This is a genomic window from Sphingomonas telluris (assembly GCF_022568775.1).
In the GTDB taxonomy this organism is placed as follows: Bacteria; Pseudomonadota; Alphaproteobacteria; order Sphingomonadales; family Sphingomonadaceae; genus Sphingomicrobium; species Sphingomicrobium telluris.
In genome coordinates this window covers 1,395,238-1,413,117 of record NZ_JAKZHW010000001.1, presented here as the reverse complement: position 1 = coordinate 1,413,117, position 17,880 = coordinate 1,395,238, and the positions used below count along the sequence as shown (strand labels likewise).

Below are 17,880 nucleotides of genomic sequence, written 5' to 3'. Positions count from 1 at the left end.
TTCAGGCCGCCTGACCAGATCGCTCGCCGCTTGCGTGGGGCACGATTCCCCGTGGCTGGCGAAGCTTCATAATGAAGTCCCAGCTCATGATCAGTCCGCCCGCCGAGAAGACAACATCCCCCGGCAAGCGCATCCACTGCCAGAAGAGTGTCTGGTCGTAGAACGCTTGGCTGCGCGCCCATGCGTATCCGTGCTCGTAGACCGCGTTCAACTGCGGCCACCCAATGGGGAAGAAGTGCAGGAAGATCCACATCGCAAGCCCGCCGTTGTAGCACCAGAAGGCAATTCGGCCCGCCGTTTCATTGAATGGCGCACCGGGGCCGGCGCGGTAGCGAAGGCAGAAGTAAATCAGCCCGAGCGCCAGCAAGCCAAAGGCACCGAACAGCGAAGTGTGCGCGTGATTGAGCGTAAGGAAGGTGCCGTGCTCATAATAATTGACGAGCGGGGCGTTGAGCGTGCCGCCACCGAACACACCGGCGCCCACGAAATTCCAGAATGCCGACCCAAGGATGTAAAGATAGGCGAGCCCGTAGTCGAAGGTCGCGGCACCTTTGATCAATCGGTGCTGCGAAATGGCCTCAAGGATTAGCAGCACGAGAGGCAGGACTTCGATGAAGGAGAACATGCTCCCGAGGGGAACCCACATGCCGGGGCCGCCACCCCAGTAGAGGTGATGCCCCGTTCCGAGCACGCCGCCGAGGAAGATCAGAATGAGTTCGAGATAGACCGAGCGCTCCGCGAGCTTGCGAGAGACGAGCCCGAGCGACATCAGCAGGTAGGCGCTCATTGCTACCGCGAAGAACTCGAACGACTGCTCAACCCACAGGTGGACCACCCACCAACGCCAGAAGTCCGTGATGGTGAACGACTTCTCAATGCCGGTCAGCGGGATCATCCCGAAGATATAGAGAACGGCGACGTTGATCGTAGCCGCCCAGATCAGGTGCTCCAGGCGGATCGCGCCGCTCCAGAACTGCCGGGTCGCCTCGACCACCGTCTCCCGGCTCGGCCAAAGCGCGCGAAACATGAGGCCGCTCCAGCTTAGCAACGCGACGAAGAACAACATTTGCCAGAAGCGGCCGAGCTGAATGTAGGACAGGCCCTGGTTGCCGAACCAGAACCAGCCTTTGTCGATCACACCCTGGATGCCCAGGTAATTGCCGAGAAGGGCGGCGGCGACGACGAACAGCGAGACCCAGAACAGCAGGTCGACTAGAAAGCCCTGGCCTTTGGCTTCGCGTCCGCCGGCGATTGCCGGAGCGATAAAGAGACCGCTCGCGATCCAGCCGAGCCCGATCCAGATGATCGGTGCCTGCAAATGGAAGCTGCGCAAGAAGTTGAACGGCAGGATGTAGTTGAGCTGGACGCCGTAGAAGGTCTCCCGCTCATAATAAGAGTGCGCCATGATGGCACCGGCGCCCTGCGATGCAAGGAACACGAGCGCGACGACGATGAAATATTTGCCAGTCTTGATCTGGCTCGGTGTCAGAGCGCGGTAGACAGCGAGACCGCGCTCCATCGGCGCATCGTCGGGATGGTCGAGATAGGCCCGGTAGAGCCACAGCACGAAGCCCATCGCGAAGAAGGTGAAGCAGAAGCTGATCCACGTCCACTGGAAGGTGTTCGTGGTCGGGGTGTTGCCGACCGACGGCTCATAGGGCCAGTTCTCGGTCCACGATGTGCTCGGATGAGCCGGTCGGCGCGCAACAGTCGTAATCGCAGAATAGATAATGAAGTCGGCGGTCTGCTTCCGAAGCGTAGAGTTTAAGCTCTTGGCCGGCACCCAGCCCGCAGACAGGTTGACCGTGTTGAGTTTCATCGTGAGCTCGCCTTGAACGCCGCGGACCGCCTGGGCGACGGCATCTGGCAGAACAACCCTTGCTTGAGTCAGGTCGATGCCTTGCAGCTGCTTTTGCATCGTCGCTGCGGCAGCCGCGTCGGCTAGTGCAGCCGCTGGCGAAGTCGCCGAAGGCGTGGTGGGCGCCGGGGGCGTCCCGGCGGGGCCTGTAGTAGCGAGCGACTTGTTGCCTGGCGCAATGGTGCCCGGCGGCGTGGCGGCAGAGTTCGCGAGGCTCTGCTTGGTAAGCACCCCCAGGCGAACGAGCGTCGAAGCGGTATAATCCTCCCCGAAATAGGAGCCCATGCCGTAAATGCTGCCGTAATCCATGAGATCGGCTTTTTGGAAGCCGCCCTTGCCGGCGACGATGTCGTCGGCGGACATGATCACATTGCCCGCGGTATCGGTGAACGCTTGTGGGTGCGGCGGGGCGTTCTCGTATGTCTTCACGGTTGCCCATCCGAGAAGTGCGAAACAGAGGATCGCGGTTACGAGCAGCACCCACTTCAAGATGTCGCTGACGGGATCGACCGATGGTCGGCTAAGCTCGGCGTCGTTCACAAGCGGCTCCCCTGTTCATTACCAGCGACGTTGCTTCTTATCTGAGCGCAATTTCAAACGCCAAGACCGACGTTCGATACTTCTCGGTCCTGCGGCACCAACCGAAGTTCGCCTTCTCCGCGAGACGTCACGCTACGCACGAGGTCACGGTATCGGCCTGCCATTTCAATGTGCACGCGCCTGACTCGCGCGTCCTCGGAGCCGAGTGCAGCAATCTGTTCCTCGGTCACTCTACGACGATAGTAGCGTTGGTCGTCCATCATTGACCTCCAGAACACAGAATCGAGCGGCGATCGGGCACTGCTCCGCGCCAACAACTCAGACCAACGATGCGATCGTCACGACAGCGATGCCGAACATCAGAATGAGAAACGGGAGCAGCAAAACAAGCGTGGTCGCCTCGCGTGCGGTCGAATGACCGGTAGCGGTCATGATACCGCGGTCGGCAAACTCAGACCAACTCAGCGCCCTCGTGCTGGTCTCTCGCGCTGCAATGCGAGGGAACAGTGCCGGAACCGCAAAGAAGGCAGCGATGAAAGCGAATATGACTCCGACCACGACAGCCATGTGGCCGCCTCTAAAAGCGAGACCGAGCACGGCGACAAAGCCGGTGAACATCGTCGCCATCGCTATGTAGATAGGAGCTGGAAGTTCGAAGCTCTGATCGCGGCAAGCACGATCCGCAGGCGCGCTTACAATCTCGCCTTGAGAAAGCAGCTGTTCATGAGTTTGGCGACCCGTCATTTATCTGACTCCACTTCAAGTGCTTGTGCAACTCAAAATGGCGAACGGGACTCGAGCGCTCTATATGTAATGTTCCTTAGCCTGGCTCTCCGCTCTCCGCTGCGAACGCGATCCGCAGCGCTTCGGACAGGCTCTTCACTCCCAACTTGCTCATCAAATTGGCGCGATGAATCTCGACTGTTCGTGGACTGATGTTGAGGTCGTAGCCGATCGATTTGTTCGGAAGGCCCTTTGCGAGGCCGTCGAGCACTTCACGTTCGCGGGGCGTGAGCAGCTGCAATTTGACCGCCGCTTCGTGCGCTTGCTCGCGATTGGCGGTCGAATGATTCAAGCGAGCAAAACCCTGTTCGATCGCGCCGAGCAGAACCGCCTTTTGGAATGGTTTCTCGATGAAATCGACTGCTCCGGCTTTCATCGCTCGAACCGCAAGACTGACATCACCGTGGCCCGTCATGATGATCACAGGCAGAGTCACGCCCTTGGCGCTTAGCGCCGCTTGGGCCTCAAGCCCGTCCATTCCAGGCATGCGGATGTCGAGCAGAATGCAACCCGATTGGAGGTCTGGCGCAGCCTTCAACAGCTCGCTGCCGCTCTCGTAGATGCGAACCTGAAAGCCCGACGTCTTGAGGGCGAAGCCGACGGAGCGCCGGATCGCGTCATCATCATCGACCAGATGAACCAGCCGTCGATCATCAGTCATGCTTTTGTGTCTCCGCTTGGGAGCGTGAAGTGGAATGCCGTGCCGCCATTCGACCCCTGCTCGAACCAGATCCGCCCGCCGTGTGCTTCTACGATTGTCCGGCAGATCGATAGGCCGATGCCCATGCCGTTTTGCTTCGATGTGACAAACGGCTGAAAGAGTTGCGGCGCGACCGCCTCGTTGATGCCGGAGCCCGTATCCTCGATAGTGACGCGAACTAAGTCGTCCGCCTCACGGCTGGTGCGAATAGCCAGGCAACGGACCGTGCTGTCCATCATGGCATCGATTGCATTACGGATGAGATTGACCAGGACCTGTTGAACCTGGATGCGATCGACGAAAACCAGATCGGCACGAGGATCCAGCGACAGCTGAACGTCAATGCCGTGCTCGCGAGAACCGACGAGGGCGAGCGCATTCGCCTCATTCATTAGGCGTTGCAGACTTTCGACGCGCCTCTCCATTTCTCCGTTGCTCATAAAATCGCGCAGCCGTCGGACGATTTGGCCCGCTCGCACGGCCTGCTCTGCTGCTTCGTCGAGCGCTTCTCTGACCATCGCCAGAGTCTCTGCATCTGGGTCGTTCTCAAGAAGATCGCGGGCGCTTTCGCAATAGGTGGCTACGGCCGTGAGCGGCTGGTTGAGCTCGTGCGCCAGGGATGAAGCAAGTGTCCCCATCTCGCTGACACGGCCCACATGCGCGAGCTCCGACTGTAAGTCCTGCAGACGAAGCAGGGTCTCCTGTCGTTCAGTGAGGTCGCGGATGAAGCCGGTAAAGATGCGCCGTTTCCCAAGCCAGGCTTCGCCAACCGAAAGCTCCATCGGGAAAGTGCTGCCGTCGCGGTGCAGCCCCGTCGTGACGCGGCCGATGCCGATGATCTTGCGCTTTCCGGTCGTGAGATAGTTGGTCAGATACTGATCGTGCCGCTCGCGGTCTGGCGACGGCATCAGCATCTTGACATTTCGGCCAACGACTTCGTCTTCCCGATAGTCGAACATTTTCTCGGCTGCGGCGCTGAATGACAGAATGCTGCCATGCTCATCAATGACAACCATCGCGTCCGGCACGGTGGCGAGAATAGACCGCAGATGGGCTTCCGCTTCCGGCCCTTGTTCGGAACTTGGCTGATCCATGTGACGGCTCATAGCAATGCACGAGCCCAAAGGCAGTTTCGCGTTTGCGACGCCACTTAGGAAAGTTACTTATCCAAAGTGTGAGCGCGTCGCGCTACCTGCGAAGCGGAATGGATAAGCCTGACCGCACCATGAGCGATGAACGCAAACCCGGCAGTGCGGACCTCGCGCGCCGGCTCGAGCGCTATCGTCGCAGAGTTGAAGCCGAGGGAAGGCAGCGCTCTCTGCGCGTCATTGATCGCGCAATCGAAGATGTCGAGGGTCATGCAGGCAGGGCCCGCTGACGCGCTCGGTTGCGCAGTGGCGGTCAGCGCATTTCGACGCAACCGGCTTACGGAACATTACGGATAGGGGCGTTGAGCAGCGGATTCTACATGCCCCGCAGCAACGGTCATTGGCCGCCGCTCGAGTAAAAGGAGTTGAACATGACTGCCCCCTTCATCGACCTCTCGGTTCATCATCAGCCCAAAGGCCTTTCGGACCGCGTAGCCTATGGCTTCACCAAGCTGCTTCGCTGGACCGCTGACACCTTCTTCGCCGAGCGCTACGGCCATCGCGCCGTCGTGCTGGAGACCGTCGCCGCGGTTCCTGGAATGGTCGGCGCGACCATCAATCACCTCCACTGCCTGCGTCGCATGTGCGACGACAAAGGTTGGATTCGCACGCTCATGGACGAAGCCGAGAATGAGCGCATGCACCTGATGACCTTCATTGAGATCAGCCAGCCGACGCTGTTCGAGCGCGCTGTCATCATCGGGGTCCAGTGGGTCTTCTACTGCTTCTTCTTCGCTCTTTACCTGGTCAGTTCGAAGACCGCTCACCGCGTTGTTGGCTATTTCGAGGAGGAGGCGGTCATCAGCTACACACACTATCTGGCTGAGATTGATGAGGGCCGCTCCGAAAACGTGCCGGCGCCGGAGCTTGCAAAGCGCTACTGGGGCCTTCCGGCCGATGCCAGGCTCCGCGATGTTGTGCTGGTCGTCCGCGCAGATGAGGCGCACCACCGCGATGTGAACCACGGTTTTGCGAACGAGCTCGCTGGCCTTCCTCAGGGTGCTGTGGCGCCCTGCCCGCAGCACAATGAACTGCAGCCTCAATGGAAGCGCGCTGCGTGACGGGCAGGGGCGACACGAAATCGTCCCGTCGCCCCGGAGTCTGCTATACAACGCCGGTTGTGGGAGCTTTTGGATGGAACAGCCTGCGCTTGAAATCCTGAACGCGAACCGGATCATGACGATCGCAACGGTGCGGCCGGATGGGTGGCCTCAAGCCACGATTGTGGGCTACGCGAACCGAGGATTCTGCGTTTATTTCCTGATCTATCGCACCAGCCAGAAGTTCGAAAACATCGCACACGAGAACCGCGTGGCGATCACGGTAGCTCGCGAACCTGGACAGCTGCGCGACATCACGGCTGTCTATGCGGGTTGCACGGTTCGCGAAGTCATGGACCTCGCCGAACGCAGCCGTGCGTGGGAGCTTCTGGCGAAGCGGCACCCCAACCTTACGGACCTCGCGCCGCCCGAAGATGCGGAGGTCGCGACGATGGCAGCCGACTGCAAGCATCTCTCAGTGCTCGATTATAGTCAGGGCCTCGGCCACACCGAGACGGTGACGATCGATGCGGATGAGCCGGCCAGACCATGACAACGTGGTCCGGCATTTGACGTCCATAAGAATCGAGTGACACAAAGTCGTCCGCGTCGTTGAATGCGGTCAGCTCGACGGTCGGGACGCGATGAAACCCAAGCTTCTAACAACGCTGAAAGACTACTCTTGGCGCCTCTTCTTCGGCGACGCGCTCGCGGGAATTACAGTCGCACTCGTCGCGCTCCCACTCAGCATCGCAATTGCGATCGCCTCCGGCGCAACTCCGCAAGCGGGGCTTGTCACCGCAATCATTGGCGGCTTCCTCATCTCATTGTTGGGTGGGAGCAAGGTGCAAATCGGTGGCCCGACGGGTGCCTTCATCGTCGTAGTAGCCGGAGTCATCGCCCAGTTCGGTTTCGATGGGCTGCTGCTCGCGACGTTCCTTGCCGGCTTCATACTTGTAGCGGGGGGTCTCGTGAGGGCCGGCCGGTTCATTTTGCTTGTTCCCGAGCCGGTGATCGAGGGTTTTACCGTCGGCATTGCGCTCATCATAGGCGTCAGTCAGCTGAAGGATCTGCTCGGCCTCTCGGCCATCAAAGTGCCCGCCGATCTCATCCATGGCTTACCGGCTCTCTGGGCCGCACGCGGACAAGTAAATTCCTCGGCAGTGGTCGTGGGTATTGTCGCAATGGCCGGCATCGCCCTGCTGCGCCGTCGCATTCCGTGGTTTCCCGGCTCACTGCTTGTGATCGCTGCCGCTTCTGCGGCGGTAGCGCTGATCCCAATGCCGGTGGACACCATCTACTCTCGATTCGGCGCGCTTCCTGCTGGGCTGCCGCCGCCTCACATCCCGCATGTGAGCATTGCACGTATCGGCGAGCTGCTGCCCTCTGCCTTCTTGATAGCCTTCCTAGCAGCCGTTGAGTCACTCCTCTCTGCTATCGTGGCGGACCGGATGATCGAGGGCAGTCACCGCTCTAATGCGGAACTCCTCGCTCAAGGCGCCGCAAACATCGTCTCACCTCTGTTCGGAGGGCTGCCGGCGACCGGCGCGATCGCAAGAACGGCTACTAACGTGCGCGCTGGTGGACGCACTCCAATGGCCGGCATTGTGCACGCAGTCACGATCCTTCTGGTGGTCATCGCTGCCGCACCACTCGCGGGCTATTTGACCATGCCGGCGCTCGCCGCCTTGCTCATCGTGACAGCTTGGTTGATGAGCGAACCCGCACGGTGGTCTGAACGCATGAGCCTTCCTGCGGGGGACCGCGCGCTGTTCTTCATGACAATGATCTTGACGGTAGTTAGCAACCTTACGATTGCGATTGCCGTCGGCAGTGGAGCCGGTTTGGGATTGCGCTTGCTCCGCAGGAATGTGGAGCCCGCGGCGTGGAATCCGGTCGATCGCTCGAAGCTGTAACGGGGGTTTGCACCTGCAGTGTTCGACTAGTTCAAGTTGAACCCGAACCGTTGTCGAATCGCGGTTTCATTGGTCAAAGCGGCCCTTTTGCCAATGCAGAACTGCTAAAAATCAACAGGTTAGCTGAGGCTGCTCGTGTTGACATCGCAGGGGTCGCAAGTTCAATCCTTGCCACGCCCACCATTTTCTCCCTTATAAAGCCATGCTTTCGCGAGCTCAGACCTTAAGCTCTGTTTGGGTGAAACTTGGGTGAAGAGGAATGGGGCGACGTCGCGAAGGCTGGTCACACTACGACCTCTACGACAAGCCGGAGCCCGTAAAGATCGCGCTGGATAAGCTGGTACCGTTTACATGAAGCATCTGGGCCAAGCCGGAGCGGCCGCTAACGCGGACACTAGAGTTTCGGAGTTGGCTAAAAGGGTACCCTGACCAGCGTATTGCACTAGCGTCCGCTCTCCACCCATTCCTGCCGTCAGCGCGGTGCAGCTTTCGCCCCAAACCGGACGCTAGGAGCGAAAGTCCACTTTCAATCCCTTGTTCTGCCCGTTTCTGTTCATAGTGTCAGGCGATCGCCGGTCGGCGCGCCTGCCGTAGATCTAGTGCGCGCGTCTGCCCTCAGGCCGCTCGCTGACGTCGATCAACTCATTCATGATCGTCTCCGCGTCAGGGCCGATGATGATCTGAACTTCGGTTCCGATCAGGACCCAGCCGCGCGGCTGCCGATCGAGCTCTGCAGAAATGAGCTTCGAGGGGTCTTCGACTTCGACGATGATACGGCCGCCGCAACTGCGGATCCGGCGAACGCCGGCGGGCTGGACTGCTTCTCGGATCGACGCGGCGCCACCGGTTGAACGTCCCGACGCCGCGGATCGCATTTCGCTGGCAACCTGATCGGCAATGGGGCCAAGCACAACCTGCAGCGCTTGCCCACCGGGCCGCACGATCCCACGCGCTCCGAGGACGCGGAGTGCGGGCTCGTCGATCGCTAAGGTGTTTTTGAGGCTTAACCGCAGGCGTGTGGTGCAGGCGTCGATGGACTTGAGATTGGACGCGCCGCCCAAGGCAGTGACGAACTGCTGTCCGCGACTGCCGTCTTCTATTGGCGCTGCCGATGCGATGGCGCTCGACGGCTCACGGCCTGGCGTCGCGAGGTTGAACCTGCGGATGCACCAACTGAACGCCGCGTAGTAAACGAGGCCGTAGGCCACGCCGACGGGCAGGAGCAGTAACGGCCGCGTCGCGAGGCCGTAGTTGAGCAAATAGTCGAAGAGGCCGGCGGAAAAGCCGAAGCCGAGCTTCACCCCGAGCGCGTCCATGATCACCATGGACAGGCCGGTCAGCACCGCGTGGATGACGAACAACAGCGGCGCGAGGAAGATGAACAGGAACTCGATCGGCTCCGTGACGCCGGTGAGGAGCGATGTCAGGGCAACGCTGAGCAAGATGCCGCCAACCGCCTTCCGCCGTTCCGGAAAGGCGTTGCGGTACATTGCCAGGCACGCGGCCGGGAGCCCGAACATCATCACTGGGAAGAAGCCGGACATGAAGCCGCCGGCGGCCGGATCGCCGGCGAAGAAGCGCTTCAGGTCGCCCGTTGCCCCGTTGTAATCGCCCAGCAGGAACCAGGCGATGTTGTTCAGGATGTGATGCAACCCGGTGATCAGCAGCAGCCGGTTGAGCACGCCGTAGAGGAACAGGCCGATGGGCCCGGCGCTCACGACCCAGTGGCTCAGGGTGTCGACGCCTGACTCGAACCACGGGAATCCGTACCCGAACAGCACCGCCCCGATGATTCCGGCGAAGCCCGCGACGATCGGGACGAAGCGTCGGCCCGCGAAGAACGCCAGATAATCCGGCAGCTTGATGTTCGCGAAGCGGTTGTACAGCAGCCCCGCCACGATGCCGGAAAGGATACCGGCGGGCACACTCAGCTTGGAGATTTCCTTCGCTCGCCAGGCGGCCTGCTCGAGGTCACTGTTTCCTGCAATGTCCGGCGGGAGCTGCAGCAACGCCTTCGCCCCCTCAGTGGCGACGACATAGGCGACCACTCCGGCAAGCGCTGCAGCGCCATGATTTTCGCGCGCAAGACCTACCGCGACGCCGGCGGCGAACAGCAGGCCCAGGTTGGAGAAGATGGCGTTGCCGGCGGCCGCAATGAACGGGACGTCGAGCATGTCAGCCTGGCCAAGACGCAGCAGTAGCGCGGCGATCGGCAGGACGGCGATCGGCAGCATCAGCGCGCGGCCGAGCGGCTGCAGCTTTTCGACGTTAAGCCTCATGAGAGCGCCTCCGCCGCAACGGCGCGCACTTCTGCCGCGGATGCAGCCGCGCAAGCGCGCTTCGCGACTTTCCGGCACTGGTCCGTGCGCAACCCACGTACGACTGCCTTCACCGCGGGTATTGCGGCGGGGGCTGCAGAGAGCTCGGTCACGCCGAGACCGATGAGCAGGGCGGCCGCCAAAGGATCCGAAGCAAGGCCGCCGCAAACGGCGAGGCACCGACCGTGTGCGGCCGCGCCTTCGCCAGCGCAGTCTATGAGCCGCAGCACAGCCGGATGAAATGCATCGATCATCCCCGAAACGCCCGCGTTCGTGCGGTCCGCTGCCAGCGTATATTGGGTCAGGTCGTTCGTCCCGACGGACAGGAAGTCGGCCTCGGCAGCAAGCTCGCGCGCCAGCATCGCCGAAGCGGGCGTTTCAATCATGATGCCTAGCGAAACCCTGTCTGTTACGCCTACCGACCGTTGCGCCTCCTCGAGCGCCGCGCGGGCCTCGAGAAGCTCGGACACGTCCGCGATCATCGGCAGCATGATGCGCAGCTGTTCCGTGGGAACCGCCCGCAGCACGGCGCGCAATTGGGTCTGCAGCAGTTCGGGCCGGGCAAGGTTGAGGCGAACGCCGCGCAGGCCCAGCGCCGGATTCTCCTCTCGTGGAACGCCTAGGTACGAGACTTGCTTATCGGCGCCGATGTCAATCGTCCGCACGATCAACGGTCGGCCGTCGAGAGCTGCCGCGATTTTGGCATAGGCGGCGCGCTGCTCCTCTTCATCGGGCGCGCTGTCCCGTCCGAGGAAAAGGAATTCCGTACGAAGCAAGCCGCAGCCTTCTGCGCCGGCTCTTACCGCCGAACTCGCCTCGGCAGCCGAAGCGAGATTGGCGAAAACCTCGATCCGCGCGCCGTCGGCGGTGAAGCAAAGTTCCTGGGCGCGCTCGACTTCGGCCGAACGCCTGTTGCGGCGCTCCTCGACCTCGGCGCGCGCGTCTTGAAGCCGTTCCGGCGAAGGCGGCGCTTCCAGAATGCACCGCTCCGCGTCAAGTATGGCCACGCTGCCCTCGGGCAATTGAAGGACGCTTGGACCCGCGGCCGCGAGCATCGGAATGCCAGCAGACGCCGCTAGGATCGCCACGTGAGAGGTGGGGCCGCCCTCCGCTGTGCAGATGCCCGCGAGTCGGCTACGATCGAGCGCGAGGAATTCCGAGGGAAGGAGATCCGGCGCAACAATGAGCGCTTCAGCCGGAAGGTCGACAGACGCCGATCCTGCGTCGCCTGTCAGGAGCGCGATCACGCGTCGCTCGATATCGAGCAGGTCAGCGGCGCGTTCCATCAGCAAAGCGTCGCCGGTCGCGCGCAGCGTCTCGCGCGCAGCTTCGCAGGCGACACGCCAGGCAAATCCAGCGCTGCGGCCTTCCGCGATCTGGCGCGCTGCAGCGCCGTTGAGTTCCGGATCTTCGAGCAGCTCGAGATGGGCTTCGGCGAGCCCTGCCTCGACCGCACTGTCTCCGCTCAGCGAGCCTCGCACCGAGTTCAGTGCATTGGCGAGCAGCTCGCGCTCCCGAGCGAGGCCTTTCCCGTCCCGTTCGACCGTGAGGTCCGCAGCGCGGAATTGGACGATCGTCCCGACGGCGAGACCAGGCGATGCGCAAACGGCCCCGCCTCGACGGGCATGAACCGGCAACGCCGCTCCGCTTTGTTCTTCGCCGAGCCCCGCTTCGATGAGCGCGACGACGGCATCCGCCGCGGCTTGTCCTTGCGATCCTCGGCCGATGATGCGCAGCTCGTCGCCTTGGCGAACTCCGAGCCCCATCAGCGCGACGACGCTCTTCGCGTTCGCTGTGCGATCGGCGCGGGCGACGCTGACGTCGGCGGGAAAGGATTTGACCAGCGCCGCAATCCGCGCAGCAGGCCGCGCATGAAGTCCGTTCGCAGCGTCGACGCGTACGGAGCGCTCGTACGTCTCTCCTTCCGCCGACAGTGCCGACGCATTGGCAACGCCGCGAACCGTCGCAATCGGTTCGCCGTTTCTCACCGGTCTCGACAGCCGATCCGGGGTCAGGTCGAACCCCTCGTTCGCGACGATCAGGGGCGTGACGAGGCTCTTCGCTACCGCAGCGACTGCTGCAAGATCGAACTCGATAAGCGGATCGCCTGCCTTGACGACTTCCCCGGCCACGCAAAGTGCGCGGAAGCCCTTCCCTCCGAGGGCCACGGTCTCAAGCCCGATGTGAATGAGCAGCTCGGCCCCGTTCGCCAGGCGCAGCGTTACGGCGTGAGCCGTGTCGGGGATCGAAATGACGGTCGCGTCCGCCGGAGCGCGGATCAGGTTTTCGAGCGGGTCGATCGCCAGACCATCGCCCATCATTCGCTCTGCGAAAACCGGATCGGGCACTTCTTCCAGCGGCGTCAGCCAGCCGCGGACAGGCGCCTGCAGAACGACGTCCGTCATTCGGCGAGAAGCTCGACGCGATTGACTGCCCAGAGCGGGTCCACGCCTCGCGCAGTGTACGAGATGCACAGGTCTTCGCGGCCCGGCCGCGGTGCGATTGGAGCGATAAGGCGCGTCACGCCCGCGTTGACCGCAGCCGGTGCGAGCGGCACCGTTGCGACCACGTCGCCCTCACACCCGCCGGCACGAACTTCGAACTCCCCTTCCGGAGTGGCAGGCGGGCGAAAGTGGATTCCCTCTTTGTCCTTGCCCACCTGGAAGTTGAACGGAACCTGCCCGACGTCGATGGCGATGTGCTTGGTGCCGCCGAGGGGTGCCTGGGCAAAGATCCAGCACGGTTCGAAGATGTCCATCACGAACACCTCTCGTAGACCTTGCGCCGGAAAGTCGTCTTCGAGCGCGAGCTTCACCTTTTCCGCGCAGGTTCGGAGTTGCTCGTCGCCGCGTGTGCGCACGGACTTCTCGTCGACGATGCGGTCGAACGCCCCCGCACTGGGCGCGTCACCATAGAAGGTCGCGGCGCGCAGACGCGTCGGGAAAGGAGCGGCAACAGGCGCGGAATATAATGCCGACGCGGATGTCGGCACGCTTCCGTCGAGCGTGTACCGGATCGGCAGCCCCGACTGGCTCTTCAGCGCAATGGCCACCGTCTTCGCCGGCGGCGCGTAATCGAGCTCGGCGTCAACGGCGAAGGCGCTGGCTGCGGGCGTGAGGCCAAGTGTCTTCATCCGCTCCATCTGCGGCACAAGACGATCAATGAAGTTCGCGAAATCCCGGTTCGGCGGATTGGACCAGCCGATCTCGGCGACGGCACTCGCGCGCGGAAAGGCGTTCCACGCGAAGCGATCTTCCGTGCGGACGTGTTCGGTCCACAGGTTCGCCTGCAGTCCGAGCACGTGCTTGCGCTGCTCGGGCGCGAGCTCCGACGGAAGCGGGTCGAACGCATAGACGCTCTTCAGGTCGATGGAATTGCCGCGGCCGGGCGGTTCGATGTCGCTAAAGCCCTGGCGATTGTCGAAGTAGAGGATTGGGGCTGGACTGAGCACGGAATCGTGGCCGGCCTTGGCGGCGGCAATCGCACCGTTCGTGCCTTGCCAGGACATGATCGTGGCGTCTTTCGGAATGCCGCCTTGGAGGATCTCGTCCCAGCCGATCATCTCCCGGCCATGCGCGGACAGGAACTTGCCAATGCGCGACATGAACCAGCTCTGTAGCTGGTCTTCGTCCTTGAGGCCCAAGGCCTTCATGCGAGCTTGGATGGAAGCCGAAGCCTTCCACTGATCCTTCACCGCCTCGTCGCCGCCGACATGGATGTAGCGCGACGGGAAGAGCGCCATCGTTTCCCTCAGTACGTCTTCGAGGAAAGCGAAGGTGCTGTCGTCAACGTTGTACAGCCAAGGGAAGATGCCCCAGTCGGACTCCGCGCCGGCCGTTATGGGCGCGCCGGTGCCGAGCTTCGGATAGGCCCGGATCGCCGACAGGGCATGGCCTGGCATTTCGATCTCGGGAACGATCGTGACGTTCCGAGCCGCCGCGTAGGCGACGATCTGACGGACCTGGTCCTGCGTATAGAACCCGCCGATGCGCGGCAGAGGCGGAGCACCCGGCGCAGTCGCCGGAACGCGCCAACCTGATACTTCCGTCAGCCGCGGGTACTTCTTGATTTCCAGCCGCCAACCCTGATCGTCGACCAGGTGCCAGTGCAGTGTGTTGAGCTTGTTGACGGCCATCCAGTCGATGAGCCGCTTGACGAACTCCGGCGACTGGAAATGCCGCGCGCTGTCGAGCATGAGCCCGCGCCAGCGAAACTTGGGCGCGTCCTGGATGGTAGTTGCCGGAACGACGTTCTTCTTCTCGCCCGAAGCGAGCTGCCAAGTCGTGATCGCACCGTAGAGCAGGCCAGCGTCGGTCGACGCCGTGATGGTCACGCCAGTTCGATCGCTTTCGACGGTATAGCCTTCGGCCGCGAAGCCAGCTTTGCGAACGAGGCGGATCGGGCCGGTACCCTCTGCGACCTTTAGTTGAAGTCCGTTGCTCCGCGACAGGAGCTCGCGGAGATACTCCGCCGCGGCCAAAGCGCCTTTGTCATCGCTCGGCACCTGCATCGCCGAGGACGTGGACAGAACGAAGCTGCTTTCGTGCTCCACGACCTCCTGCGGCGCCGGAAGCAGTTTTGGTGGGGCAGCCCACCCGCACCCTGCGTGAAGCAAAGCGGCCACAAGCGACAGTCGAACCCAGCCTCTCACGCGTCGCAACCTCCGGCAGCGAAGGGCGCGAAGCTGCTTCAGCTCCGCGCCCTCATTCCCGCCCTCAATACTTGAAACGAACGCCGAAGTAGAACTGCCGGCCGTTGTCATAGATGGCACGCGGCTGCGCCTTGGAGTTGCCGTAGTATTTCAGGTTCTCGTCGGTGAGGTTGATGGCGTCGAACGTCACCGCCAGATTGTCCATCACGTTGACGCTGACCGACGCATCCAGCGACGAAGATGCGTCCGCCGTTAGCGCCGAGGCGCGGTCCTGATTGACGAAATATTTCGAGCGATAATTGTAGGCGAGACGCGCGCTGAGCAGGTCGTTTTCGAAATAGCCGACCAGGTTCACCGTGTGCTTGGAGTTACCCTCGACCGCGCGTCCGTCGGACTTCTTCGCGTCGGAATAGGTGTAATTCGCCTGGAAGCCGAAGCCGCCCCAGATCGGCTGCTGCCAGCTGATCTCGGCGCCCTTGTTCGTGCCGCCCGAACCGTTGACGGGACGCGTCACCTGGAATGCGCAGTTCCATAGGTTCGCACCTGCGGAGGTACAGCCCGCCGGGTTCGGATTGACGTTTTGCTCGACCAGATGGACTTCCGTGGCGGTCGCCGACGTGATGTAGGTCTGGATGTCCTTGTAGAAGAGGGCCACCGAAACCAGCGACTGCCGCGACGGATACCATTCGAACGAGATGTCGAACTGGTCGGCACGGAACGGATCGAGCTGCGGATTGCCGCCCGTCCCGGTCAGGATCGTCGGACGAAGCTCGATCTGCGGAGCCATCGACGCATAATCGGGACGCGTGACCGTCCGCGCGGCCGCGGCGCGAATGATCATGTCGTCCCTGACGTCGAACGCCACGTTCACGCTCGGCAGCCAGTCCGTGTAGCTGTTCTTGAAGGTGACCGGCGTGATCGGACCGAATGGATTGGGCTCCCCGCCCGGGTCACCGATCAACCAGCCGTCGGCGGTCTGGTCCGTGTGGACCAGGCGCAGGCCGAGATTGCCCCGCCAGCGCTCGCCTGAGAAATTCCCCATGACGAAGCCGCCATAGGTTTTTTCCGTGATCTGGAAGCTCGCCTGCGGATTGAGGAAGCGGATGTCGCGCGCCGTCGTGGTTGGCGTCCAATCGACGAAGTCGAGCGTGCCGAACAGGTCCTCTAGAGCGCCCTTGTCCACCTGCAGGTAGGAATCGAGGACGCCATTGCCGCCGATGTCCGACAGGAAGTTGCCGGGCGTCATGCTGCCGGCAACGGTGTCGAGACCACAGGGCGCCCCACCACCGCAATCGTTGCCGTTCCAGGGATAGAATGTCCCGGTGCGACCCGCGATGTGCAGCGTTTCGCGCTTGTGGTTGGTGAACTTCAGTCCCGCCTTGATCGACTGGAACGGCCCCGCTTCGATGAGCCGCGTCACGTCGCCGCGCGCGTAGAATTCCTGGTCCGTGTTCTTGATCGTGTCATAGGATGCCCAGCCGAGCGTCATCCCGTCCGCGCTCTCGGGGTCGAGATCCGTGAAGTGGATCTTCGGAACGCCGTGCAGGTCGAAGGTGAAGCCCGTCGGAGCGTTGGTTTCCCAGAACGGCTGCGCTTCGGTTTCGCCTTCGGCGTCGGTGTAGCCGATCTGGCCGTGGAAGGCCCATTTGTCGTCCGGCTTGAAGTCGACATTGTAATCGAGCGACCGCGTCTGGGTGTGCGCGAGACGATCGATCGCATCGAAGACCGCGCCGTTCACGCCCGGGATCATCGCGAACGTGCCGGAGGTAACGGTGCCGTCCTCGACGGTCGTATTGGTCGGGACAGCGCCGTTGTTCAGCATGTTCGAGAACCACGCCATGTAGTTCTGGTTGAAGTTGTCGGCGTTCATGTGGCTATAGAGCCCGGTCAGGCTCATCTCCACCGTATCGGTGGGACGCCATTGCGCCGTTGCGTTGAAGCCGATGCGCTCACGGGTCTGCTTGAACAGCACCGAGCCGACGAGGGCCGGGATCTGCAAGTCTTCGCCCAGCTCCTCGGGCGCGGCCGTATAACCCAGCACCTCGACGCCATCGCGGCGAAGATGGCGCTTCTGATAGATCGCGCCGAACAGCAGGCCGAACGTCTTGTCCTGATTGTGCCAGGAAATCATCGCCGAGGCGTTGGGATCCACCTTATCGGCGAGCTCGGAGTAGACACCCTGAAGCGAGCCGTTGATGGTCAACGGCTTCTCGTCGAGCGGCATGCGCGTCTTGACGTTGATGGTCGCGCCGATGCCGCCTTCCTCGATGTCGGCCTTCGGCGATTTATACACCTCGAGCGTCGACACCATCTCGGCGGGCAGCATCAAATAGTTGAACGAGCGAGAGGCCGCGAGCTGGTCGAGAACAAACCAGTCGGCGGTGGCGACGGCATGACCGTTGAGCAACGTGAGGCTGAGGTTCGGCGCCGTGCCGCGCACCGATACGCGTTCGCCTTCGCCGAAATCCCGGCTGATCGAAACGCCCGTTACGCGCTGCAAGGCCTCGGCGACGTTCTTGTCCGGGAACTTGCCGATATCTTCCGCCGAGACGGCATCGACGACCGCGTCGGCCTGGCGCTTGATCGCGATCGCCTGCTGAAGGCTCGCGCGGATGCCGGTGATGACGATCTCGTCGCCGCTCGCTGCGTCTGCCGGTGCCGACGGTGCCGGTTGAGCTGCGTCAGTGGCCGGTGCAGGCGGCGCCGGTTGGTTCGGATCTGCTGTTTGCGCGTGCGCCGTTCCAGCCATGAGCGCGAACGCGCTCGCCGAGCTGACGATCAAGTGCCGAATGGCCATACCCTGTCTCCCCCTTTCGAGCCGCGGGCAATCAGTGGACTAGTTCCAAATGAATACCAATGGTCCGTAATTTGCAGACCATTCCTTAATTGGTTTCAAACGTCAAGAGGGTCGGAATTGTGGCGGTAT

11 protein-coding genes are annotated in these 17,880 nt (G+C 62.2%); 3 read left to right on the top strand and 8 right to left on the bottom strand.

Annotation, left to right across the window (positions count from 1 at the left end; all coding sequences use genetic code 11):
- Position 1: 1 nt before the first annotated feature.
- The 4 genes from LZ016_RS15680 to LZ016_RS07185 all read right to left on the bottom strand — a co-directional run bounded on the left by LZ016_RS15680 (position 2) and on the right by LZ016_RS07185 (position 4,975).
- The gene (locus tag LZ016_RS15680) at positions 2-2,398 is read right to left on the bottom strand and encodes a nitric-oxide reductase large subunit (protein ID WP_241446720.1); all 2,397 of its coding nucleotides are present in this window, start codon (positions 2,396-2,398) and stop codon (positions 2-4) included.
- A 318-nt stretch (positions 2,399-2,716) separates the two neighbouring features.
- Positions 2,717-3,025, bottom strand: coding sequence for a hypothetical protein (locus tag LZ016_RS07195; RefSeq protein ID WP_241446719.1), 309 nt, complete (start codon positions 3,023-3,025; stop codon positions 2,717-2,719).
- Between the two features lie 193 nt (positions 3,026-3,218).
- Positions 3,219-3,842, bottom strand: coding sequence for a response regulator transcription factor (locus LZ016_RS07190; protein ID WP_241446718.1), 624 nt, complete (start codon positions 3,840-3,842; stop codon positions 3,219-3,221).
- Positions 3,839-4,975, bottom strand: a complete 1,137-nt coding sequence (locus LZ016_RS07185) for a PAS domain-containing sensor histidine kinase (RefSeq protein WP_366512889.1) — start codon at positions 4,973-4,975, stop codon at positions 3,839-3,841. The genes LZ016_RS07190 and LZ016_RS07185 overlap by 4 nt, the downstream gene beginning before the upstream one ends.
- Positions 4,976-5,400: 425 nt before the next feature.
- Between LZ016_RS07185 and LZ016_RS07180 the strand changes: the two genes are divergently transcribed.
- From LZ016_RS07180 to LZ016_RS07170, 3 genes are all read left to right on the top strand, one after another.
- Positions 5,401-6,090 carry an alternative oxidase gene (locus LZ016_RS07180; protein ID WP_241446717.1) on the top strand — a complete coding sequence of 230 codons (690 nt, stop codon included), beginning with the start codon at positions 5,401-5,403 and terminating at the stop codon, positions 6,088-6,090.
- Positions 6,091-6,163: 73 nt separating this feature from the next.
- The gene (locus LZ016_RS07175; RefSeq protein ID WP_241446716.1) at positions 6,164-6,622 is read left to right on the top strand and encodes a pyridoxamine 5'-phosphate oxidase family protein; all 459 of its coding nucleotides are present in this window, start codon (positions 6,164-6,166) and stop codon (positions 6,620-6,622) included.
- 91 nt (positions 6,623-6,713) lie between these two features.
- Positions 6,714-7,985 carry a SulP family inorganic anion transporter gene (locus tag LZ016_RS07170; protein ID WP_241446715.1) on the top strand — a complete coding sequence of 424 codons (1,272 nt, stop codon included), beginning with the start codon at positions 6,714-6,716 and terminating at the stop codon, positions 7,983-7,985.
- Positions 7,986-8,581: 596 nt separating this feature from the next.
- Here LZ016_RS07170 and nagE read toward each other — a convergent pair.
- The 4 genes from nagE to LZ016_RS07150 all read right to left on the bottom strand — a co-directional run bounded on the left by nagE (position 8,582) and on the right by LZ016_RS07150 (position 17,751).
- Positions 8,582-10,264 (bottom strand): N-acetylglucosamine-specific PTS transporter subunit IIBC, encoded by a 1,683-nt coding sequence (gene nagE / locus LZ016_RS07165; protein WP_241446714.1) that lies wholly within the window; start codon positions 10,262-10,264, stop codon positions 8,582-8,584.
- Positions 10,261-12,708, bottom strand: coding sequence for a phosphoenolpyruvate--protein phosphotransferase (gene ptsP / locus LZ016_RS07160; RefSeq protein WP_241446713.1), 2,448 nt, complete (start codon positions 12,706-12,708; stop codon positions 10,261-10,263). The genes nagE and ptsP overlap by 4 nt, the downstream gene beginning before the upstream one ends.
- Positions 12,705-14,927: a beta-N-acetylhexosaminidase gene (locus LZ016_RS07155; protein WP_366512910.1), complete on the bottom strand. Its 2,223-nt coding sequence runs from the start codon at positions 14,925-14,927 to the stop codon at positions 12,705-12,707. Before LZ016_RS07155 ends, ptsP begins: the two co-directional genes overlap by 4 nt.
- Before the next feature lie 91 nt (positions 14,928-15,018).
- The gene (locus tag LZ016_RS07150) at positions 15,019-17,751 is read right to left on the bottom strand and encodes a TonB-dependent receptor (protein WP_241446711.1); all 2,733 of its coding nucleotides are present in this window, start codon (positions 17,749-17,751) and stop codon (positions 15,019-15,021) included.
- Between the last annotated feature and the right edge of the window lie 129 nt (positions 17,752-17,880).

Excerpts from the sequence above, each read along its gene's own strand:
- LZ016_RS07195 (WP_241446719.1), bottom strand. The coding sequence starts at position 3,025 with ATGGCGACGATGTTCACCGGCTTTGTCGCCGTGCTCGGTCTCGCTTTT.
- LZ016_RS07190 (WP_241446718.1), bottom strand. The coding sequence starts at position 3,842 with ATGACTGATGATCGACGGCTGGTTCATCTGGTCGATGATGATGACGCG.
- LZ016_RS07185 (WP_366512889.1), bottom strand. The coding sequence starts at position 4,975 with ATGGATCAGCCAAGTTCCGAACAAGGGCCGGAAGCGGAAGCCCATCTG.
- LZ016_RS07180 (WP_241446717.1), top strand. The coding sequence starts at position 5,401 with ATGACTGCCCCCTTCATCGACCTCTCGGTTCATCATCAGCCCAAAGGC.
- LZ016_RS07175 (WP_241446716.1), top strand. The coding sequence starts at position 6,164 with ATGGAACAGCCTGCGCTTGAAATCCTGAACGCGAACCGGATCATGACG.
- LZ016_RS07170 (WP_241446715.1), top strand. The coding sequence starts at position 6,714 with ATGAAACCCAAGCTTCTAACAACGCTGAAAGACTACTCTTGGCGCCTC.
- nagE (WP_241446714.1), bottom strand. The coding sequence starts at position 10,264 with ATGAGGCTTAACGTCGAAAAGCTGCAGCCGCTCGGCCGCGCGCTGATG.
- ptsP (WP_241446713.1), bottom strand. The coding sequence starts at position 12,708 with ATGACGGACGTCGTTCTGCAGGCGCCTGTCCGCGGCTGGCTGACGCCG.
- LZ016_RS07150 (WP_241446711.1), bottom strand. The coding sequence starts at position 17,751 with ATGGCCATTCGGCACTTGATCGTCAGCTCGGCGAGCGCGTTCGCGCTC.